This is a genomic window from Amycolatopsis sp. A1MSW2902 (assembly GCF_017312175.1).
GTDB lineage: Bacteria > Actinomycetota > Actinomycetes > Mycobacteriales > Pseudonocardiaceae > Amycolatopsis > Amycolatopsis nivea.
The window spans coordinates 558,368-582,404 of sequence record NZ_QJPO01000003.1 but is presented as its reverse complement, the minus strand read 5'-3'; the positions used below and the strand labels follow the sequence as shown (position 1 = coordinate 582,404).

Genomic DNA, 24,037 nt, shown 5'->3' with positions numbered 1-24,037 from the left:
AAGGACTCGCCTTTGCCGGTCCCGGGTGGCTTTCAGCGGCCAGGTCGTAGAGGTCTCGCCTTCGCCGGTCTGGGCTGCCGGTCTTTCAGCGGGCGGGGTGGTCGAGGACCTTGCTGCTTCTCGTCGGTTTATGCGGCAGTGCGGTCGCCAAGGGACGAACTAGCCGAACCAGCGGGGCGGGAAGCCCGGTTCCAGCTGGTTCGGCGACGCCCTCGTTATGCAGCACTCCGGCCGAACCACCGGGCGAGCTGGTGGTTCAGCTCCTGCTGGTCCTCGCCGATCCAGGCGATATAACCATCGGGGCGGAGCAGGACGGCCGGGGCGTCCAGGGCGGCGGCGGGGTCGGCGAGGAGGTCGACCCGGTCTGTCCAGCCGTCGACGGTCAGTCGTTCGGTGCGGTCCAGCACCAGTGCGCGGCCCTGGTGGAGGCGGTCGTAGAGGCGGCCTTGCTTGAGGTCGAGGTCGGGGAGACGGTGGCCGAGCAGGTCGGGGCCTTTGCCGAAGTCGTAGCGGAGGTCGATCGCGGTGATTTTCCCGATCAGGCGGCGGTTGACCTCATCGATGTCCATCAGTTCGGCGAGCAGCTTGCGCACGGCCCGCGGTCCTGCTTCGGCGGACGACAGTTCCATCTGGGCGCGGGTGTTGTCGAGGACGTCTGCGGCGACCGGATGGCGTTCGGCCTGGTAGGTGTCGAGCAGGGAGTCGGGGGCCGAGCCGCGGATCTGCGCGGCGAGCTTCCAGCCGAGGTTGAACGCGTCCTGCACGCCCAGGTTGAGGCCTTGTCCGCCGGTGGGCGGGTGGATGTGCGCGGCGTCGCCTGCCAGCAGCACCCGGCCGACGCGGTATCGGTCGGCCAGCCGGGTGGCGTCACCGAAGCGGGACAGCCAGCGCGGGGAGTGCACGCCGAAATCGGTGCCGGCGAGGGCGCGCAGTTGTTCTTGGAAGTCTTCGAGAACGGGCGGTTCGGAGCTGAGCCCGGCGGCAGGTACCACGACGCGGTAGACGCCTTCCTCGACCGGCCCCAGCATGAACCGCTTGTTGGCCTGCCGGACCTCGGCCACCTTGGCGGCGATCTCCTCCGGCGGCGCGGACGCGGGCATCTCGCCCATCAGGGTTTCGGTCCGCGAGGGTTCGCCCGGGAAGCCGACGCCGAGCAGTTTGCGCACGGTGCTGCGCGCGCCGTCGCAGCCGACGAGGTACTTCGCTCGCAGCTGTTCGCCGTCAGCCAGTTCGACGGTCACTCCGTCCTCGTCCTGCTCGAACCCGGCGATCGCGCAGCCGTGCCGGACCTCCGCGCCCAGTTCGATGGCGTGTTCCTCGAGCTCCCGGACGACGACCGGTTGGGGGATGCCCAGCAGATACGCGGTGTCGAGGTCCGCGGGCGGGGGTGCGGGGATGCCAGCGAAAATGCCGCCGACCGGACGTTGCCGTCCGTGCGGCAGGAGCCGCTCCAGCAGCCCGCGCATCGCGAGTTGCTCGAGGCTGCGGATGTGCAGGCTGACGATCCGGGCCAGCGGGACCGGCTCGGTTTCCTTCTCCAGCACGAGAACCCGCACGCCGTGCAACCGCAGCTCGGCGGCGAGCGTCGCGCCGGTGGGACCGCAGCCGGCGATGATTGCGTCGATCATGAAGCATCCGTTCGTTCAGGTGACGTGCGGTTCGGTGCGATGGGAACAGTCGCCGGTCGGTCAGTTGCGCGGCGCTCTGCTGATGCCCGTTGAGCTGGGATGCACGCGGCCGTGGCCCGCTTGGCCCGTGGCCGCGTAGCCGCAGTTCGCTCAGCGGGGCCTTGGCTGGCGCGCGCCTTGCCGCAGTTTGCGCGGTTGGCAGCGGCGCGTCTGATGGGAGAGAGCCTGGCTGGGGTCCGCTCGATCAGTGCGTGGCTGACTGCGGTGCGTCCAACCGCCGCCCGTTCAACCGCGGCGATCGCGACAACCGCGCATCCCGGCATCGCGACCCCACGACGGCAGGCACGCCCAGGTAAGGACGCGTCGGGCTGAGTCGGGATTCGCGCAGGACTTGGCATCGGCCGCGCCAGTCTGCGGCACCCCGGATCTTGCGGCAAGCGAAATACGAAGAGGTTCCAGCCATCGTCGATGTAGCTCCAGTCTACATGATGGCGAACACATGTTCGACTCAGGAACCCTCCCGAACATGAAGCACAGCGACCCCAAAGCCAAGCTCCCCGCCGCGTACTGGCGGTTGTGGTGGGCCTCTGCGGTGGACAACGTGGGGGACGGGATCTTCTCCGCGGCGGTCCCGCTGCTGACGGTCACGCTCACGCGCGATCCGGTGCAGGTCTCGGTCGTCTCGGCCGCGACCTACCTTCCCTGGCTGCTGCTCTCCTTGCCCGCGGGGGCGCTCGTGGATCGGCGCGACCGAGTCAGTCTCCTCTGGCGGTCGCAGGCGCTTCAAGCGGTGATCGTCGCGGTGGTCGCCGTGCTGATCGGGCTGGGGCGGATCGACATCGCGGGGCTCGCGGCCATGGGGTTCGGGCTCAGTGCGTGCGAGGTCGTGTTCGCCAACGCGTCGCTCGCGGTGCTGCCGGACCTGGTGTCCGAGGCGCAGTTGCACCGGGCGAACGGCAGTCAGTACGCGGTCGCCAACGCGGGGCAGTTGTTCGTCGGGCCGCCGATCGGGAGTCTGCTGTTCGCGGGGGCGGCGGCGTTGCCGTTCGGGGTGGACGCGGTGTCGTTCGTGGCGTCCGCCGCGTTGCTGGCGACCTTGCCTCGCCGTCCGGCGCCGCGCGGGGTGCAGCCGCCGGTCCGGGTCGCGGTGGTGGAGGGGGTGCGGTGGCTCGGGCGGCACCGGTTGCTGCGGACGTTGGCCGGGCTGCTGGCGGTGAACACGTTCTGCTACCAGCTTGGCAATGTGACAGTCGTGCTGCTCGCGACGCAGACCTTGCACGTCGGCGAGCGCGGTTACGGCGTGCTGCTCGCGGGGGCCGCGGCGGGCAGTGTGCTCGGCGGGATGGTCAACGCGCGCGTCGTGGCGAAAATTGGGGCGCTGCAGGCGTTGTTGACCGCGTTGATCGCCAACATCGTGATCTTCGTGCTCATCGGCGCCAGTCCGAATGCGGCCGTTCTCGGGGCTTTGCTGGGTTTCAACGGGTTTGCGACGACGCTCTGGAGCGTGGTCACGGTCAGCCTGCGCCAGCAGGCGGTGCCGCAGGAACTGCGCGGGCGCGTGCACAGCGTCTACCGGATGCTGGGCTGGGGTTTGATGCCGCTGGGATCGCTGGCCGGCGGGCTGGTCGCGGACGTGCTCGGCATCCGGGCGGCGTATCCGGTGGCCGGTGCCGTGCGGGGGATCGCGCTGGTCGTGGCGCTGCCGGTGCTGCTTTCGGCGATGCGCGGCGGGAAGCCCGCGGAGTGAGGCTCGTCTGTCCTGAGTGGACAGTGGGCGATAGTCAATTCGTGGGCAATCGGCCCGATGGTTCCCTTTTACCGATCTGTGCGGTCGGAAATGCTGCGGAATATGCATCTTATTGACAGCTTGCCGACAGTTGGAAGCGGGGTTCCGCTGTTCGGTTATTGGTCTCGGAGAAGGTGCAACGTTTCCGGTGGCGGGGGCGACTGTGCGGGCGGAGGTGCTCATGCCGGAATCGACTGTGGCGGTCTCGTGGCGGAACGACGGGAAGTGCGGCGAGTTACCCGGGGGTAAGGGCTACTGCCGTCGCGCGCCATTCGTGTGGTCGTGCGGGGAGGGCGGCGAATTCCGCGCGGAGGGGAGTCGGCGGAATTTTCCGGTGATCGGGTGAGGTTTAGCGGAGCGAATCGCCGATTCTTCCTGATCGACTTGTCCCGCTAGCTGTCCGGAAGCGGTTAAGGGAAGGCGGAAGGTGATCGTTTTCCGGGAAACGACGGAACTTCCGCTCGCGGCGGTGATGTTGCTGCGGTCGGGGCAACGGCAGCGTCCGTTGGCACTACTTCGGCGGTTTCGATCATTGTCGAGGCGGCCGGGATAATGACGGGTTTACGCTGGTCGGAGCAGTCGGAAACGGTTCCGGGCGCGGCCGGGAGGTCGGCCGAATGCGAAGGCGGACTGTCCGCTTATCTGTGTGTCGCCCTGAGGTGTGAGTCCGTTGTTCATATTTTAGAATGCTCTCGGCAATGTGTGACGCTGGGTGCGAACCGGCGTATGCCGCAGTCCTTCGTTTGGCGGTTGCTGGAGCGCAACCGCGCTAGGCAGGGTATGGATTCCGGCGCGGGTCCGGTCTTGAGGACGGCCGCGCTCTGCTGGGGCTAGTGCCGCGCGGGCGGGGGCAATTCCCCGGGCGGCTCCTACGAGTATTCGAAAGGCTTGGTCATGCACTCCCGGAAAGAAAGATTCGCTGTCCCGAGACCGCGGCCGGTGCCCGGCGCCGGCGATGCGGGCCGGCTGGCCGCAGTGCTCCCGCGGCTGGCCGCCCGGCATCGGGTGCCGGGAGCGCAGGTCGCGGTGTGGTCCGGCGGCGAGACGGTCATGGTCCAGACCGGTTCGGCGGGCGGCGGCAGGCCGATGCGGGCGGACTCGCGGGTGCCGATCGGCTCGATCACCAAGGTGGCGACCGCGACCCTGGCGATGATGCTCGTCTCCGACGGCGATCTCGAGCTGGACCAGCCGGTCGGCGGCATTCTCGGCGACCCCTCGCTGTCCGCCGAGCTGACCTTGCGCAGGCTGCTGAGCCACACCAGCGGGCTGCCCTCGGACCCGGCCGACGCGGACGGGTCCTGCCGGAAAGAGGTGCGGGCCGCGGAGTTCGTCTGCGAGCCGGGCGCCGCGTTCTCCTATTCCAACCTCGGCTACGCGCTCGTCGGCCTGCTGATCGAAGAGGTCACCGGGATGAGCTGGCGCGAGGCGGTCGAGTCGATTCTGTTGCGGCCGTTGGAGATCGAGCCGGTCTACGTCGACAGCCCGGCCGTCGCGACCGGGCACGCGCGCGACGGCGAGCGCCCGCTCGAGCAGGTGCTGCCGCCGATGCTGGACCCGGCGGGCGCGCTCGCGCTGAGCGCCCGCGACCTGGTCGCGCTCGGGCGGGTCCACCTCGGCAAACCGGGCTTGCTCGACGTCGTCACCGCGAGCGACCTGCACCGGCCGGTGCCCGTCGCGGAACCGTTCGGCCTCGCCGACGGCTGGGGACTGGGGCTGGCCTGTTTCGGCGACGAGGAGTTCCGCTGGCTCGGCCACGACGGCACGGCCGACGGCACCTCGTGCCACCTGCGGATCGACCAGGCCGGGGCCTGCGTGCTCGCGCTGACTGCCAACGGCGCGGGCGGCACCGACCTCTGGCACGACCTGGCCGGGGAACTGCCGGAACTCGGCCTTCCGCCGTATCGCCTCCAGAGCGCGGAATCCTGCCCGATTCCGCTGCCGGACGGCGATTTCGGCACTTATCGCAACGGAGCCCTCGGATACACGATCCGGCCGACCGCCGACGGCGGCGCGTGCCTCGACGTGGACGGCGACGTCTTCCCCGAACTGACCCGGTACGCAGACGGCAGCTTCACCGTCCGCGACCCGGCGACCGGCCGCGCCACCCCGTGCGGACGGTTCCGCGGCGACCCCGGCGCGGCAACCGCCGTCGAAATCGGCGGCCGGCTCGCGCGGCGGTGCTGAGGCCGCCCTCCTGACTCCTCGTCCCCCACCCGCGCCAGGCGGGATCCCTTGGTGTGCCCGGAAGGTAGCGAACGACGATGACCGCCCAAGACAAATCGGCCGAACCGGATCCGGCTGCTGCTCTGCCCGCGTTGTTCGTCGAACAGGTGCGGCGGGCTCCGGATGGGGTTGCTGTGGGGGGTGGGGAGGCTCGGTTGGCTGACGCCGAGCCGGACTCGGCTGCCACGGTGCCTGGGTTGTTCGCCGCTGAGGGGCGGCGGGTTTCGGATGGGGTTGCTGTGGGGGGTGGGGAGGCTCGGTTGGCTGACGCCGAGCCGGACTCGGCCGCTACCGTGCCTGGGCTGTTCGCTCCTCAGGTGCGGCGGGATCCGGACGGGGTTGCGGTGGAGGCTCGGTTGGCAGATGCCGAACCGGACCCGGCTGCCACCGTGCCCGGGCTGTTCGCCGGTCAGGTGCGGCGGGCTCCGGATGCGCTCGCCGTCGAGGGTGCGGAGGCCAGGTCGACTGACGACGAACAGGCAGCCAAGCGAGCCGCTCTGCCCGCGCCGTTCGCCGCTCAGGTGCGGGAGGCTCCGGATGCGCTTGCTGTGGAGGGTGGCGAGACCCGGTTCGCTGACGCCGAACCGGACTCGGCTGCCGCCCTGCCTGGGCCGTTCGCTGCTCAGGTGCGGCGGGCTCCGGACGGGGTTGCTGTGGAGGCTCGGTTGGCAGATGCCGAGCCGGATCCGGCCGCCACGGTGCCTGGGCCGTTCACTGCTCAGGTGCGGGAGGCTCCGGATGCGCTAGCTGTGGAGGGTACGGAGGCTCGGTTGGCTGACGCCGAACCGGACTCGGCTGCCACGGTGCTCGGGTTGTTCGCCGCTCAGGAGCGGCAAGAGCCGGACGCGGTCGCTGCGGAGGCACGGCTGGCTGACGCTGAACCGGATCCGGCTGCCACTCTGCCCGCGTTGTTCGCTGCGAAGGTGCGGCAACATCCGGACGCACTCGCTGTCGAGAGTGCGGAGACCCGCCTGACCTACGCCGAACTGGCCGGTGAGGCAGGCAAGCTCGCCGCCTATCTGCTGCGGCTCGGGTTGCGTACGGAGGACCGGGTCGGGGTGCTGGCGGAGCGGTCGGCCGGGGTGGTCGTCGCGGAGTTGGCGGTGGTCATCGCGGGTGGGGCGTATGTGCCGCTCGATCGGCGTGCGCCGGACACCCGGTTGCGGACGCTGCTGGGCGAGGTCGGGGTCACGGTGCTGCTGACTGGCGACCCGGTCCGGGCGGCGGAGGTCCACAGTGGACGGATCGTCGTGCTCGGGCGGGCGTTGCCGGAGGCGGAATTCTCCTCCGTGGCACTGCATCCGGACAATCTGGCGTATCTGATGCATACTTCCGGCTCGACTGGAACGCCCAAGGGGGTCGCGGTCCGGCATCGGGATGTTGCGGCGCTCGCGGCGGACCGGAGATTCGCTGGGGACGCGCATCGGCGGGTGTTGCTGCACTCGCCTGCGGCCTTCGACGCCTCCACGTATGAGATGTGGGTGCCGCTCCTGACCGGTGGGACCGTGGTGGTCGCGCCGCCTGGTGACCTCGACGTCGAGAGCCTCCGCGAAGTTCTGTCCCGGTTCGAGGTCGGTGCGATCTGGTTGACCGCGGGCCTTTTCCGGGTCGTCGCGCAGGAAGCGCCGGACTGTTTCCAGCGTGTGCGAGAGGTCTGGACCGGCGGCGACGTCGTCCCGCCCGGAGCGGTGCGGCGGGTGTTGCGGGCCTGCCCCGGCGTCACGGTCGTCGACGGGTACGGTCCGACCGAGACCACCACCTTCATGACGGCCCACGCGGTCGAGTCGGCGGACGTCACGGCGATTCCGATCGGCCGCCCGCTGGACGGCGTGCGCGCGTATGTCCTGGACGACGCGTTGAATCCGGTCCCGACCGGCGAGTTGTACCTGGCCGGCGCGGGGCTGGCGCGCGGCTACTGGGCGCGTCCCGGCGCGACGGCGGAGAAGTTCGTCGCCGATCCCGTCGTGCCGGGCGAGCGGATGTACCGCACCGGCGACGTGGTCCGCTGGAACGACCGGGGCGAGCTGGAATTCCTCGGCCGCACCGACGACCAGGTCAAGATCCGCGGGTTCCGGGTGGAACTCGGCGAGATCGAATCCACGCTGGCGGCGGACGACACGGTCGCGGAGGCCGTGGTCGTCGCGCGGCAGGACGGGCCGGGCATGAAGCGGCTGGTCGGCTACGTCGTGTTGGTGCCGGGCGCGCTGCGGAAGGACTTGAAAGCCGTTGTCGCGGCGGTGTTGCCGAGTTATCAGGTGCCGTCGGCGATTGTCGTGTTGGACGAGCTTCCGTTGAGTGCCAATGGAAAGGTCGATCGGAGAGCGTTGCCTGCGCCGTCGGCGGAACCGGAAGGTGCCGAGCCAGGGACGGATACTGAACGCGTCGTTGCCGAGGTCGTCACGGAAGTGTTGGGCGTGGACCGGATCGGTGTCGAGGACGATTTCTTCGCCAGGGGCGGCGACTCCATTCTGGCTGTACAGGCATTGTCCCGCTTGCGCCGGAGGTTCGGTGCGGATCTGTCGGCGCGGGCGCTCTTCGACGCACCCACGGTGGCACAGCTTGCCCGACTGCTGGAAAGCGGTCCGCGAGCCGAGCAGGCGATCCCGCTGGCGTCGGAGCGGGAACTGCTTCCGCTGTCTCCGGCGCAGCGGCGGTTGTGGCTCCTCGACGAGATGACCGGCGGCAGCACCGAGTACAACACCGGCGTCGGGATCCGCCTGTCCGGCCCGCTCGACCTCGACAAGCTGCACGGCGCGCTGGCCTCGCTGTGCGCGCGGCACGAATCGCTGCGAACGACCTTCGATTCCATTGAGGGACAAGGAAAACAGCGGATAGCGCCAACCGGGGAACTACCCTTGAGGATAGCGGATTCCACCCCGGACGACGACACACTGAAGGCTGAACTGCGCGCACCGTTCGACCTCCGGACGGGTCCGCTGACCCGAGCCGTCCTCTTCCCGCTCGCCCCGGACGAGCACCTGCTTCTCCTGTGTCAGCACCACATCGTGACGGACGGCCGGTCGATCGCCGTGCTCACCGGCGAACTCCTCGACCTGTACAGCGGCGCGTCCCTGCCCCCGCTGCCGCTCGGCTACCAGGATTACACCCACTGGCGGCTGGAGTCCGAACGTCTCGACCAGCTCGGCTACTGGCGCGAAGCACTCGACGGCCTCGAACCCCTCGCACTGCCGACCGACCGCCCCCGGCCCCCGCAGCGCACCACCGAAGGCGCGGTGCACCGGCACGACCTGCCCGCCGAGTTGGTCCGCGGCATCGCGGAAGCGGGCCGCGCACAGGGCACCACGCTGTTCATGACCCTGACCGCGGCCGTCCAGGTCGTCCTGGCTGCGTACAGCGGGCAACGGGACATCGCGGTCGGCACCGCAGTGTCCGGACGCGACCGGGCCGAACTGGAGCAGCTGACCGGGTTCTTCGTCAACACCCTCGTGCTGCGGTCCTCAGTGGACGGTGCGCAGTCGTTCGATGGTTTCCTGACCGAGTTCCGCGAAACCGTGCTGGCCGCTTTCGCGCACGGTGACGTGCCGTTCGACCGCGTCGTGGAGGAAGTCCAGCCCGAACGCGACCCGTCGCGGACGCCGTTGGTGCAGGCCGTCGTAGTGCTGCAACGGCCGTTGGTGGAGGACCGTACGGTCGCCGGGTTGCAGGTGAGCGAGTACGCCCTGCCGCGACCCTCGGCACGCTTCGATCTCGTGGTCGAGTTCTGGCCGCAACCCGACGGCCTGCGCGTCACCGTCGAATACGCCACCGCGCTCTTCGACGCCGCCACGATCGAACGGCTCACGCAGAGCCTGGAAGTCCTGCTCACCGGCGTCGCCACCGACTCGGCACGGCCGATAGGCGACCTCCCGCTGCTCACCGACGAGGACCGCCGGTTCCTGCTCCCGGCACCCGCCGAAAGCACCCCCGCCGAGACGGTGCCCGAGCGGTTCGACCGATGCGCGGAACGACAACCCGACCAGACCGCGGTCGTGAGCGGCGACATCCGACGGACCTACGCAGAACTGCAGTCCCGGGCAAACGGCCTTGCCCAGCACCTGATCCGGCAAGGCGTCCGACCGGAGGAGCGGGTCGGCGTGCTGATGGACCGCTCGGCCGACCTCGTCGTGGCCGTGCTCGCGATCCTCAAAGCAGGCGCGGCCTATCTCCCGTTGGACTTGCGCGCCCCGGCCGATCGCCTGCGCCTTGTCCTCGACGGGGTGTCGCTGGTGCTCACCGATCGCACCTGGCACCACACCGCGGCAACCGTACACAAAGGAACGTCCTTGGTCGTGGCGGATGTGGACGGACCAGCCCCGGAAATCACGCTGAGCCCCCAGAATCTGGCCTACGTCGAGTACACCTCAGGCTCCACCGGCGTCCCCAAGGGCGTAGCAGTGCGCCATGCGGACGTCACGGCACTCGCGACCGATCCGCGCTTCGCCAGTCACGAGCGCGTCCTGCTGCATTCCCCGCTCGCTTTCGACGCCTCGACCTACGAGCTGTGGGTGCCGCTGCTCAACGGCGGCGCTGTGATCGTCGCGCCGCCCGGCGACCTGGACGCCGACGCGATCCAGCAGCTGGTCGCGCAACACGACATCACCGCACTCTGGCTGACCGCAGGACTGTTCCGGCTCTTCGCCGAGGAGTCACCCGAGTGCTTCGCCGGGCTCCGCGAGGTCTGGACCGGCGGTGACGTCGTGCCGCCGCCCGCCGTGCGAAGGGTCCTCGACCGCTGTCCGGGGACCGCGGTCGTGGACGGCTACGGCCCGACTGAAACCACCACCTTTGCCACCTCGTTCCGGATGTCGGCCGAGGTCCCGGACGTGATCCCGATCGGAACGCCGCTGCGGGACGTCCGGATCCGTGTCGTCGACGACCGGTTCCGCCTGCTTCCGCGCGGCGCGGCCGGCGAGGTCTGCATCGCCGGCGCCGGGCTCGCGCGCGGGTACTTCGGGCTGCCGGGCCTGACCGCGGAGCGGTTCGTCGCCGACCCGTTCGGCGAGCCCGGGTCCAGGATGTACCGGACCGGCGACCTGGGCCGATGGCGCACCGACGGGACGCTCGAGTTCCTCGGCCGCGTGGACGACCAGGTCAAGATCCGCGGCTTCCGGGTCGAACCGGCCGAGATCGAACGCGCCCTGGCCGCCGAAGAAGGGGTGGCGCAGGCGTTCGTGACGATCCGGGCGACCGGCGGACGCAAGCAACTGGTCGGCTACGTGGTCCCGGCGAACATCGATACCGAAGCACTCCGCCGGGCCGTCGCGCGCACGCTGCCGGACTACATGGTGCCGTCAGTGCTCGTCCCGCTGGCCGAGCTGCCGCTCACCACCAATGGCAAGGTCGACCGCCGTGCGCTGCCGGAGCCGCAGGTCGCCAGCGAGCGGATGGTGGTCCCGCGCACCGAACGGGAGGCCGTTCTCGCCGGGATCTGGGCGGACGTGCTCGGCCTCGACCGCGTCGGCGTGGACGACAACTTCTTCGCTCTCGGCGGCGATTCGATCCTGAGCATCCAGGTGAGTTCCCGGGCCCGGCAAGCGGGGCTCAGCGTGACCACCGCCGACCTGTTCCGCCACCAGACCATCGCCGCGCTCGCCCCGACGGTCAGCGAAGCCGCGGCGATCCCGGCGCGCGGCCCGGAAAGCGGCGACGTCGTCCTCACCCCGATCCAGCACTGGTTCTTCGGCCTGGACGCGGATCGCTTCGACCAGACGATCGCCGTCGAACTGCCCGCCGACGTCGACTTGACCGCGCTGATCCGCGCGCTGGCGGCGTTGTCCGAACGGCACGACGCGCTGCGGATGCGGTTCAGCCACGACCGCGAGGCCTGGCACCAGCACAACGCCCCGGTCGGCGAAGGGCACACGCTGCTGCGCTGGTCGCTGACCGGCGAACCGCGGACGCTGCACCTGGCCGCGCACCACCTGGTGGTCGACGGCGTGTCGTGGCGGTTGCTGCTCGAAGACCTCGACCGCGCCTACCAGCAGGCCGTGCGCGAGGAACCGATCGACCTCGGCCCGCGGACGACGTCCTACCGCGAGTGGGCGAGCAGGCTGGCCGAGCACGCGGCAGCGGGCGGCTTCGACGACGAACTCGCGCACTGGTGGGAGTTGCCCACGCCGGCCCCGCTCCCGGTCGACGGCCCGGCGGAGAACACCTTCGGCCGCGCCCGCGTCGTCACCGCCCGGCTCACCGCCGCCGAGACGCGCGCGTTGCTGCGCGAGGTGCCGCAGGCGTACCGGACGCAGGTCAACGACGTGCTGCTGGCCGCGCTGGGCCGGGTGCTGGGGGTCTGGACCGGGCACCTGCCGGTGATCGACCTCGAAGGGCACGGCCGCGAGGAGCTGTTCGACGGGGTCGACCTGTCGCGGACGGTCGGCTGGTTCACCAGCATCTTCCCGGTGGCGCTGGACGTTCCGGACGGCTGGGGCGCGGCGCTCAAGGCGGTCAAGGAGCAGCTGCGCGCGGTGCCGCGCCGGGGGATCGGCTACGGCGCGCTGCGATATCTCGCCGGGTCCGCGCCGGTGATCGAACCGCAGGTGAGCTTCAACTATCTCGGCCAGTTCGACCTGCCCGGCGGCCTGACCCTGCACCGGGAACTTGCGCTGGACGTCTCTCCGGAGACGGTCCGTCCGCACCTGCTGGAGGTGGTCGGTCGCGTCGAGGGCGAAGAGCTGGAGCTGGCCTGGCATTACGCCGAAGGCGTCCACGAGGAATCCACTGTGGACCGGCTGGCGGCGGCGATGGCCGAAGCGCTGCGCGAGATTGTCCGGCATTGCGCGGAGCCGGGAGCGGGCGGGCGGACGCCGTCAGACTTCCCGCTGGCCGCAATCGAGCAAGCAGGAGTGGACGCACTGATCGGCGACGGCCGGGACGTCGAGGACATTTATCCGCTGACGCCGATGCAGGCCGGGATGGTGTTCCACGACCTCGCCCAGCCCGGCGACCGCGTCTACTTTGAACAGGTTTCGTTCACTGTGGACGATGTGCCCGATCCGCAACTGCTCGGCGAGGCTTGGCGCAGGATTGTCGAGCGAACCCCGATCCTGCGCAGCCGGATCGTGTGGGACGGCGTTCCCCAGCCGCTGCAGATCGTGCACCGTAAGGTCGAACTGCCAGTGTCCTATACGGACTGGTCCACTGTGGATGCCGAGGAAGCGCTGAAGCTCCTTCTGGAACAGGACCTTGCGGAGGGATTCGATCTCGCCCACGCCCCGTTGGCCCGGCTGGTGATCGCGAAGGAATCCGCCACCCGGGTGCGGGTGCTCTGGACCTTCCACCACGTCCTCCTCGACGGCTGGAGCGTCTTCGGCATTCTCTCCGACGTCGTCGCCCTGCTGCGCGGCGAAGAACCGCCCGTCCGGCCGCCTTTCCGCGACTACGCGGCTTGGCTCGCCGCCCAGGACGACGAGCGCGCCGAGGCGCACTGGCGGGCCGAACTCGCCGGGGTCGCACCGACGCCGTTGCCGCTCGAACGCCCCGCCGCCCGCACGCACACGTCCAGTTCGACCGGCCGGATCCCGGTGGAACTGGACGACGAGACGTCCGCCGCCGTGTACGCCTTCGCGCGACGGAACCGGCTGACCGTCAACACCGTCGTCCAAGGTGCGTGGGCCGCTCTGCTGGCGCGCTACAGCGGCGAAACCGAGGTGTGCTTCGGCGCGACGGTGTCCGGCCGTCCAGCGGAATTGCCCGGCGCGGACGACATTCCCGGCATCTTCATCAACACGCTGCCGGTGCACGTCCGGCTCGACGGCACCCGCGCGGTCACGGACTGGCTGCGCGATCTTCAAGCGGCACAAGCGGAATCGCGCCGGTTCGGACACGTCGGCCTGACGAAACTGCAAGCGTGGAGCGGCGGCGGGAGCCTGTTCGACAGCATCGTCGTCTTCGAGAACTACCCGATCGACGAGGTCTCCGAGCTGCGCGACGTCCGTGCGGCCGAACGGACCAGCTACCCGCTGGGCGTCGTCGCCTACCCCGGACGGAAGCTGTCGCTCATTCTCACGCACGACCCGGAGCGGATCGGCGACTCGGCGGCGGCGAGGCTCGGGGCGCACCTCGAAGCGCTGGTCCGGGGCATGGTCGCGGCCCCGCACGAGCCAGTGTCCCGGGTGCCGATGCTCTCCGAGACCGAGATCGAGCAGTTGCTCGCCGAGCGGAACGAGACAGCCCGCCCGCTCCCGGCCAAGTCGGTGCCGGAGCTGTTCGAGGCCCAGGTCCGGCGGACTCCGGACGCCGTCGCGCTGCTGACGGACGACGAGCAGATCACCTACCGCGAACTCGACGTCCGCGCGAACCGCCTGGCCCACCGGCTGATCGCCGCCGGAGTGCGGGCCGAGGACCGGGTCGCCGTCCTGATGAACCGCTCGCCGGAACTCGTCGTCGCGGAACTCGCGATCGTCAAGGCCGGTGGCGCTTACCTGCCGCTGGACCTGCGCGCCCCGGCCGACCGGCTGCGCCTGCTCCTGCACGAGGCCGAGGCAACCGTCCTCCTGGCCGACGCGGCGTGGCTGGCGACCGCCGAAGACGTCCACACTGGCACCATCCTCACCGGCGAGAGCAGCGCCCCCGACACTCCGCCGGACGTCCGGGTCGATCCCGAACAACTCGCCTACGTCATCTACACGTCCGGTTCGACCGGTCGTCCGAAGGGCGTTTCGGCACGGCATTGCGACGTCGTGGCGCTCACGATCGACCAGCGGTTCGCCCGCCACGACCGGATTCTGCTGCACTCGCAGCAAGCCTTCGACGCCGCGACGTACGAGCTGTGGGTGCCGCTGCTCAACGGCGGCACGGTCGTGTTGGCCCCGCCGGGAGACGTGGACGTCGAGACGCTCGGCCGCTCGCTCACCGCGCACGGCGTGACCGGCGCGTTCCTCACCACCGGCCTGTTCCGCCTGGTCGCGCAGGAATCGCCGGAGGTCTTCGCGGGCGTGCGCGAAGTCTGGACCGGCGGCGACGCCGTCCCGGCGGCCGCGCTGCGCCGCGTCCAGGCGGCCTGCCCGGACACCCTGGTCGCCGACGTCTACGGCCCCACCGAGACCACGACGTTCGCGACCGTGCACCCGTTGCCCGGCGAGATCCCGGACGTCGTCCCGATCGGCGGGCCGCTCGACCACACCCGCGTGTACGTCTTGGACGACGACCTCCGGCTCGTTCCGCCCGGCGCGCCCGGCGAACTGCACATCGCCGGCGCGGGCCTGGCGCGCGGTTACCTCGGCCGGTCCGGGCTGACCGCGGACCGGTTCGTCGCGGATCCGTTCGGCCCGCCGGGGGAACGGATGTACCGCACCGGCGACCTGGTGCGCTGGAACGACGAAGGCGCGCTCGAGTTCGTCGGGCGGGCCGACGAGCAGGTCAAGATCCGCGGGTTCCGGGTCGAACCGAGCGAGATCGAGGCCGCGCTCGGCGAGCATCCCGGCGTCGAGCAGGCCGCCGTGCTGGCCCGTGCGGACGGCGGCGTGAAGCGGCTGGTCGCCTACATCGTCGGCGAGACCGACGGTCTGGCGGAATTCCTCGGCCGGACGCTGCCGGACTATATGGTGCCCGCCGCGTTCGTGCGGCTGGAGCGGTTCCCGGTGAACGTCAACGGGAAGCTCGACCGGCAGGCGCTACCCACTCCCGAATTCGGCGCGCGGGACCACGTCGCGCCGCGGACCGAGCGCGAACGCGCCATCGCCGAGATCTGGGCCGACGTGCTCAGCGTCGACCGCGTCGGCGCGACCGACGACTTCTTCGAGCTCGGCGGCGATTCGATCCTCAGCATGCAGGTCGTCTCCCGCGCCCGCCGGGCCGGACTGGAGCTGCAGCCCGGCGATCTGTTCGCCCACCGCACCCCGGCCGCGCTCGCCGCGGCGGCCCGCACCGCGACGACGGCGGTCGAGCGGGGCCCGGTCCACGGCCCGGTGCCGCTCACCCCGATCCAGCGCTGGTTCTTCGCGACGCAAACCGTCGAACCGGACCACTTCCACCAGTTCGTCCACTTGGGAACGCTCGATCCGGACGCGGCGCGCGCGGCCGTCGAGGCGCTGCTGACCCATCACGACGCACTACGGATGCGCTTCGCCCGCGGCGAAACGCACTGGCTTCAGGAGAACGGCCCGGTCGGCGCCAAGGCGCCGCTGGTCCGGTTCGAGCAGGATCGGCTGTCCGTGCACCATCTCGTGGTCGACGGCGTCTCGTGGCGCGTGCTCCTCGAGGACTTCGAGCGCGCCTACAACCAGGTGCGGGAGGGCAAACCGATCGACCTCGGCCCGCGCACGACGTCCTTCCGCGACTGGGCGATCCGCCTCTCTGAGCACGCTGCCGCAGGCGGGTTCGACGACGAACTCGGCTACTGGCGCGGCGTTTCCGGCCGGACCACGGTGCCGGTCGACGGCCGAGGCGACGCGACCAACGCTTCCCTGCGCTCCGTGACCGTCCGCCTGCCCGCCGCGGAGACCGGGGCGCTGCTGCGAGACGTCCCGAAGGCGTATCGGACGCAGGTCAACGACGTGCTGCTCACCGCCCTCGGCCGCGTCTTGCGCGACTGGACCGGCGGGACCGCGGTGGTCGACCTGGAGGGCCACGGCCGCGAGGACCTGTTCGACGACATCGACCTGTCCCGGACGGTCGGCTGGTTCACCACGGTCTTCCCGGTGGCGCTGGACGTTCCGGACGACTGGGGCACGGCGCTCAAGTCCGTCAAGGAACAGCTGCGCGCGGTGCCGCGCCGGGGGATCGGTTACGGCGCACTGCGCTACCTGACCGGCACCGCGCCAGAAATCGACCCGCAGGTGAGTTTCAACTACCTCGGCCAGTTCGGTTCCGGCCGTCTGGAGTCCGACGAAAGCCCGCGCTCGGCTCGCGCGCACCTGCTCGATGTCGTCGGCCGCGTCGAATCCGGCGAACTGGAATTGACCTGGTACTACGCCGAAGGCATCCACGAAGAATCCACTGTGGACACGCTCGCCGCCGCCATGGCGACCGCGCTGCGCGAAATCATCCGGCACTGCGCCGAGCCGGGAGCGGGCGGCCGGACGCCGTCGGACTTCCCGCTCGCCGCCCTCGACCAATCCACTGTGGACGAGCTGGTCGGCGAAGGCCGCGAAATCGAGGACGTCTACCCGCTGACGCCGATGCAGTCCGGGATGGTGTTCCACGCGCTGTCCCAGCCCGGCGAACGGGTCTACTTCCAGCAGGTCGGTTTCGTGCTGGACGGCGTCGAGGACCTGGCCGCGCTGGAACGGGCGTGGCAGCGAGTGGTCGACCGGACGCCGGTGCTGCGGACGCGGATCGCCTGGGAGGGCGTGCCCGAACCGGTCCAGGTCGTGCAGCGGCAGGTCCCGGTCCCGATCGCCCGGCACGATTGGCGCGGCCGCACCCCGGACGAACGCGACCAGGCGTGGCAGGACCTGCTGGCCGCCGACCGGGCGCACGGTCTCGATTTCACCGAAATGCCGTTGCTGCGACTGGCTTTCGCACGGTTGTCGGACACCGAGGTCCGCGTCCTGTGGACGTTCCATCACGTCCTGCTCGACGGCTGGAGCGTCTTCGGCGTGCTGTCCGACGTCTTCGCCGCGTACTCCGGTGCGGAGCTGCCCGAGCGACCGCCGTTCCGCGACTACGTTGCCTGGCTGGATCGCCAGGACGACGCGGCCGCCGAGGAACACTGGCGGCGCGAACTCGGCAGCCTCGTCGCTCCTGCCCGGCTGCCCTACGGCCGGGCTCCCGCGCAGGCGCACACGAGCCGGTCGTCGGAATGGCTGCGCGTGCCGGTCGAAAACTCGGGACGGCTGCGTGACTTCGCGCGCCGGGCCGGTCTCACGCTCAATACCGTTCTGCAGGGCGCGTGGGCGCTGGTGCTGGCGAGGCTCAGCGGCGAGCGCGACGTCTGCTTCGGCACCACGGTCTCCGGGCGTCCGGTCGACCTCCCCGGCGCGGACGACATCACCGGCATCTTCATCAACACCCTGCCCGTGCGGACCACCGTGACCGGGGCCGACGTGACCGAGTGGCTGGCTGAGTTGCAGGCCGGACAAGTCGAATCCCGTCGTTACGGCCACCTTCCGCTGACGAAGCTGCAGGCGTGGAGTGGGTGCGGCGGAAGCCTTTTCGACAGCATCGTGGTGTTCGAGAACTACCCGATCGACCAGGCGTCGACGCCCGGGCTGCGGCTGCGCGACGTCGACGCGGCCGAGACGACGAACTATCCGATCAGCATCGTCGCGTCGCCGGGGGAGCAGCTGTCCCTCGACATCGGCTACGACCCCGCCCTGTTCGACTCCGAGACCGCCGAGCGGATCACCCGGCAGCTCCTCGCCGTTCTCGACGCCTTCAGCGCGGGCCCGGGATCGCTGGAAGACATCGACCTGCTCACGACGGCCGAACGGCAGCAGGTGCTCCACGACTGGAACGACACCAGCCACCCGCTCCCGGACGACGACCTGACCGAATTGTTCGCCGAGCAGGTCCGGCAAGCACCGGAAGCGGTGGCGGTGGCAGGCGACGGGATCCGCCTGACTTACGCGGAGCTCGACCGGCAATCCGACCGACTCGCCCGCTACCTGGTTTCGCTGGGTGCGGGTCCGGAAACGCTCGTCGGCGTGCTGATGGACCGTTCGCCCGGGCTGATCGTCGCCGAGCTGGCGATCGTCAAAGCCGGTGCGGCCTACCTGCCGCTCGACACCCGCGCGCCCGAACCCCGGCTCAAAACCCTCCTGTCCGGCGTGAAAATCCTGGTCACCGACGACAGATGGCGTGATACCGCAGCGAAGGTCCACAGTGGACCCACGGTCGTGCCCGGCGAGCGCACCGCGGCGGTAAGGCTCCCGAAGGCGGACCCGGCCAACCTGGCGTACGTCATGTACACCTCCGGTTCGACCGGAAAGCCGAAGGGTGTCGCACCCACCCGCCGCGACATTGTGGCGCTCGCGGCCGACCGGCGTTTCGCCGGGCACCGCCGGGTCCTGCTGCACGCGTCGCAGGCCTTCGACGCCTCGACCTACGAACTCTGGGTGCCGCTGCTGGGCGGCGGCACGGTCGTCGTCGCCCCGCCCGGCGACCTCGATCTGGACACCATCGGCCGCTTGTTCGCCGAGCACCGGGTCGACGCCGCGTTCCTCACCACCGGCCTGTTCCGGCTCGCGGCCCGGGAAGCCCCGGAGATCTTCCGCGGCCTGAAGGAAGTCTGGGCCGGGGGCGACGCGGTCCCGTCGGCTGCCGTGCGGCGCGTGCGGGAAACCTGTCCGGACACGACCGTCGTGGACGTCTACGGCCCGACCGAGACCACGACGTTCGCACTGGCGCATCCGGTCCTCGGCCCGGTCCCGGACGTGGTGCCGATCGGGAAACCGCTGGACAACACCCGCGCGTACGTACTCGGCCCGGACCTGCGGCCGGTGCCGCCGGGCGCGCTCGGCGAACTCCACCTCGCCGGCGCGGGCCTGGCGCGCGGCTACTACAGCGCTCCTGGCCTGACCGCCGAACGGTTCCTGCCCGACCCGTTCGGGCCGCCCGGGGAGCGGATGTACCGCACTGGCGACCTCGTCCGCTGGACCGCGCGGGGCGAACTGGACTTCGCCGGCCGCGTGGACGAGCAGGTCAAGATCCGCGGCTTCCGCATCGAACCCGGCGAGGTCGAGGCCGCGCTCGCCGCGCACCCCGGCATCTCGCAGGCCGCCGTGCTCGCTCGCGAGGACCACGGCGTCAAGCGGCTCGTCGCCTACTACCTCGGCGAAGCGGACGAACTGCCCGCATTCCTCGGCCGGACCTTGCCGGACTATATGGTCCCGGCCGCGTTCGTCCGGCTGGACCGTTTTCCCCTGAACCGCAATGGAAAACTCGACCGGAACGCCCTGCCCGCCCCGGACTTCGCCGCGACCGGCGTCCGTACCGCCCCGGCGACGGAGGCCGAACGGGTCCTGGCCAGGATCTGGTCGGAGGTGCTCGGCGTCGAGGACGTCGGGGCCGAGACGAACTTCTTCGAACTCGGCGGCGACTCGATCCTCAGCATCCAGGTCGTCTCCCGGGCCCGCCGCGCCGGGCTGATCCTGTTGCCGCACGAGGTGTTCCGGCATCCGACGCTGGCCGCGCTCGCCGCGCACGCCGGCGGCGACCGCGGGCCGAAGGCCGAGCAAGGACCGGTCGTGGGCGAAGCGCCGCTCGCGCCGATCCAGCGCTGGTACTTCGAGACCCAGCCGGAGCGGTTCGACCAGCGGGTCGTCCTGGAATTCGCCGAGGACGTCGACGAGCCCGCGCTGCGCCGGGCGCTCGCCACGGTCTGGGCGCACCACGACGCCCTGCGCCTGCGGTTCGATGAGACCCAGCACAGCGACCCGCCCGGCCCGGCGGAACTGCTCGTCGGCGAGCCCGTCTTCGACGTCCAACGCGGCCCGCTGCTGAACGCGGTCCTCGACGGACGACGGCTGCTGCTGGCCGCGCACCACCTGGTCATCGACGGCGTTTCGTGGCGAATCCTCTTGGAGGACCTGGAAACCGCCTACCGAGGCGATGACCTGGAACCGAAGACGACGTCGTTCCTTGCCTGGGCCCGACGGCTCGCCGAACACGCCGAGGCAGGCGGTTTCGACGACGAACTCGCCCACTGGCAAGCCCTTCCGCCAGTCACGCCGGGCGAGCCGGGCATCATCGCCGACACCCGCGAGGTCACCGTCCGCCTCACCGCCGAGGAGACCCGGGCGCTGCTGCAGGACGTCCCCGAGGTCTACCGGACGCAGGTCAACGACGTGCTGCTGACGGCGCTGGGCCGCGTCCTCAGGGACTGGACCGGCGAAATCCCGGTGATCGACCTCGAAGGCCACGGCCGCGAGGGCCTGTTCGAGGGCGTCGACCTGTCCCGGACGGTCGGCTGGTTCACCAGCATGTTCCCGGTCGCGCTGGACGTCCCGGACGAGTGGGGTCCCGCGTTGAAGTCGGTCAAGGAGCAGCTGCGCGCGATCCCGCGGCGAGGCATCGGCTACGGCGCACTGCGCTACCTGACCGGCACGGCCCCGGCGATCGACCCGCAGGTGAGCTTCAACTACCTCGGCCAGTTCAGCGCGGCCGAAGGCGGGCTGTTCCGCGTCGGCAGCCTGGACGCCGACGTCGACCCGGAAGCGCCTCGCACCCACATGCTCGACGTCGTCGGCCGGGTCGAAGCAGGCGTGCTGGAACTGACCTGGTCGCACGCCAACGCCGGGAACGCCGTGGAAACCCTGGCCGAGCAGATGCTGTCGGCGCTGCGGGAAATCATCGCGCACTGCGCCGAGCCGGACGCGGGCGGACGCACCCCGTCCGACTTCCCGCTCGCCGCGCTCGACCAGGCAGGAGTGGACCGGCTCGTCGCGGGACGGGCGGTCGAGGACATCTATCCGCTGACGCCGATGCAGGGCGGAATGGTCTTCCATGGCCTGTCCCAGACCGCGCAAGGCATGTACTTCGAGCAGGCGACCTTCGTGCTCGAAGGAGTCACCGATCCGCAGCGGCTCGGCGCGGCGTGGCAGCAGGTCGTCGACCGCACGCCGGTCCTGCGGACGTCGTTCGTCTGGACCGGCGTGGACGAGCCGGTCCAGGTCGTGCACCGCGAAGCCGAACTGCCAGTCCGGCACCTCGACTGGACCGAGCTGGACACCCATGACGCGGAGCTGGCGCGGCTGCTCGCCGAAGACCGCGCCGAGGGCCTGGACCTGGCCGTCGCGCCGCTGGCCCGCATCGCGCTCGCCCGGCTGTCCGACACGGAAGTCCTGGTGCTCTGGACGTTCCACCACGTCCTCCTCGACGGCTGGAGCGTCTTCCAGGTGCTCTCGGACGTCTGCACCGCCTACGCCGGACAGCCGCTGCCGTCCCGTCCGCCGTTCCGCGACTACCTCGCCTGGCTGGGCGAGCACGACCAGGCCGCGTCCGAAGAGTTCTGGCGCACCGCGCTCGCCGGGATCGAAGGCCCGACGCAGCTGCCGACCGACCGGACCCCGCCGTCCGGCCACGCCCCGTGCTCGGCCGAGTGGCTGCCCGTGCACCTGGACCGCGCCGCCACCGCCCGGCTGGACGCGTTCGTCAAACGCCACGGCCTCACGCACAACGTCGTGCTGCAGGGAGCGTGGGCGCTGCTGCTGTCGGTCTACAGTGGACAGAACGACGTCGTGTTCGGGGCGACCGCGTCCGGCCGCCCGGCCGAAGTGTCCGGGGTGGACGACATTCCGGGCATCTTCATCAACACCCTGCCGGTGCGGGTCGCGGTGGACCGAGGACTTCCCGTCGCGGACTGGCTCGCCAGGTTACAGGCGGCGCAGGCCGAAGCACGCGGACACGGGCACGTCCCGCTGGCGCGCGTCCAGGGCTGGGCGGGCCTGCCCGGCGGGGTGAACCTGTGCGACAGCCTCGTGGTGTTCGAGAACTATCCGATCACCGGCGCGGCGGCGGGACACGGCCTGACCGTGCGCGACCTGTCCGCGCGGGAGACGACGAACTTCCCGATCACCGTCGTCGCCTCGCCCGGTTCGGAGCTGACGGTGGACGTCGGCTACGACCCGGCGCTCTTCGACCCCGCGACGGTGACCAGCCTGGCGGCGCGGCTGCTGGAAATCCTCAGCGGCCTGACCGCGGACGGCGACCGGACGCTCGGCTCTGTCCCGATCATGACCGCGGCCGAAACCCAGCTCCTCGCCGAACGAACCGCGACCTGCGGCCCGCCCGAACCCCGGTCGCTGCCGGACTTGTTCGCCGAGCAGGTCCGGCTCCGGCCGAACGCGCTCGCGGCCGTCCTCGACGGCGAACCGGTCACGTATGCCGAGCTGAACCGGCGGGCCAACCGTCTCGCGAACCGGCTGGCCGGGCTCGGGCTGCGGCCAGAAGAACCGGTCGGGCTCGCCGTGGACCACGCGGACGCGGTGATCGCCGAATTGGCCGTGGTCAAGGCGGGCGGCGCGTACCTGCCGATCGACGCGCGCGCTCCGCTCGATCGGCAACGGATGCTGCTCGGCGGCGTCCGGTTCATCGTTGCCGCGGAAGAACATCCGCTCGGTCAGACCGTGCTGCTGTCCTCTGTGGACGATGAGCCGGACAGCGACCCGGAGCTTGGCACAGACCCGGATCAGGCGGTCTGCGTGATGTACACGTCCGGCTCCTCCGGGGTGCCGAAGGGCGTAGTGGTGCGCCACCGCGACATCGCGGCGCTGGCCGCCGACCACCGGTTCCGCGGCGGCGCGCACGAACGGGTCCTGCTGCACTCGCCGCTTGCGTTCGACGCCTCGACCTACGAGCTGTGGGTGCCGCTGCTCACCGGCGGCTGGGTCGTCACCAGCCCGGACACCGGCCTCGACGCGCCGCTGCTGCGCGGGCTCGTCCGCGAGCACGGCCTGACCTCGGTCTGGGTCACCGCGGGGCTGTTCCGGATCCTCGCCCAGGAAACGCCGGAGTGCTTCGCCGGCCTGCGCGAGGTCTGGACCGGCGGCGACGTCGTCCCGGCCGAAGCGGTGCGGCGGGTGCTGGCCGCGTGTCCCGGGCTGCGGGTCGTCGACGGCTACGGCCCGACCGAGACGACCGTGTTCGCCACCGCCTATCCGATGGACGCGCCGCCGCCGGACCGGATCCCGATCGGCCGCCCGCTCGACGGCGCCCGCGTCCGGGTGCTCGACGCGGACCTGCGCCCGGTGCCGCCCGGCGTGCCCGGCGAACTGTGCCTGGCCGGCGCGGGCCTGGCCCGGGGCTACCGGGACCGGCCGGGGCTGACCGCGGACCGGTTCGTCGCCGACCCGGAAGGCCCGCCGGGGGAGCGGATGTACCGCACCGGCGACGTCGTCCGCTGGCGGCCCGACGGCGCCCTGGAGTTCCTCGGCCGCCGCGACGACCAGGTCAAGCTGCGCGGGTTCCGGGTCGAACCGGGCGAGGTCGAGGCCGCGCTGGCCCGGCATCCGGACGTCGCGCAGGCCGCGGTGCTCGTCCGGGAGGACCAGCCGGGCGCGAAGCGGCTGGTCGCGTACGTCGTGTCGGCGGCCGGAGAAGAAGCGCTCCGGGAGTTCCTTGCCCGGTCGCTGCCGGACTACCTGGTGCCGTCGGTGTTCGTCGCGCTCGACCGGCTTCCGGTGAGCGCCAACGGAAAACTCGACCGGCGTGCGCTGCCCGCCCCGCAGTCGGCGGAGAGCGGGCACGTCGAAGCGGCGACCGAGACCGAGCGCGCGCTCGCCGGGATCTGGGCCGAGGTGCTCGGCGCGGACCGCGTCGGCGCGCAGGACAATTTCTTCTCCCTCGGCGGGGATTCGCTGCGCAGCCTGCAGATTTCCGCCCAAGCCAGCGCGCTCTTCGACGTCCGGCTCACCCCGGCCGACGTGATGGCCGCGCGCACCGTCGCGGCGCTGGCCGAAACCGTCGAAGACCTCGTGCTGAGCGAGCTGGAACGGCTTGCCGCAGAACTGGAATCGTGAGG

General features: G+C 70.9%; 4 protein-coding genes. 3 read left to right on the top strand and 1 reads right to left on the bottom strand.

Translation table 11 applies throughout. The features are described 5' to 3' along the window. Positions 1 to 215: 215 nt before the first annotated feature. On the bottom strand, positions 216 to 1,628 hold the full coding sequence (locus DMP23_RS45565) for an FAD-dependent monooxygenase (protein ID WP_134731018.1): 1,413 nt from the start codon (positions 1,626 to 1,628) through the stop codon (positions 216 to 218). A 526-nt stretch (positions 1,629 to 2,154) separates the two neighbouring features. Here DMP23_RS45565 and DMP23_RS45560 point away from each other — a divergent pair. The 3 genes from DMP23_RS45560 to DMP23_RS45550 all read left to right on the top strand — a co-directional run bounded on the left by DMP23_RS45560 (position 2,155) and on the right by DMP23_RS45550 (position 24,035). Beyond that, positions 2,155 to 3,375: an MFS transporter gene (locus DMP23_RS45560; RefSeq protein WP_337824962.1), complete on the top strand. Its 1,221-nt coding sequence runs from the start codon at positions 2,155 to 2,157 to the stop codon at positions 3,373 to 3,375. Between the two features lie 978 nt (positions 3,376 to 4,353). Next, positions 4,354 to 5,598 carry a serine hydrolase domain-containing protein gene (locus DMP23_RS45555; protein ID WP_337824961.1) on the top strand — a complete coding sequence of 415 codons (1,245 nt, stop codon included), beginning with the start codon at positions 4,354 to 4,356 and terminating at the stop codon, positions 5,596 to 5,598. A gap of 299 nt (positions 5,599 to 5,897) precedes the next feature. Further along, complete coding sequence (locus tag DMP23_RS45550; protein WP_337824960.1) at positions 5,898 to 24,035, top strand: non-ribosomal peptide synthase/polyketide synthase; 18,138 nt, start codon at positions 5,898 to 5,900, stop codon at positions 24,033 to 24,035. Positions 24,036 to 24,037: the final 2 nt, after the last annotated feature.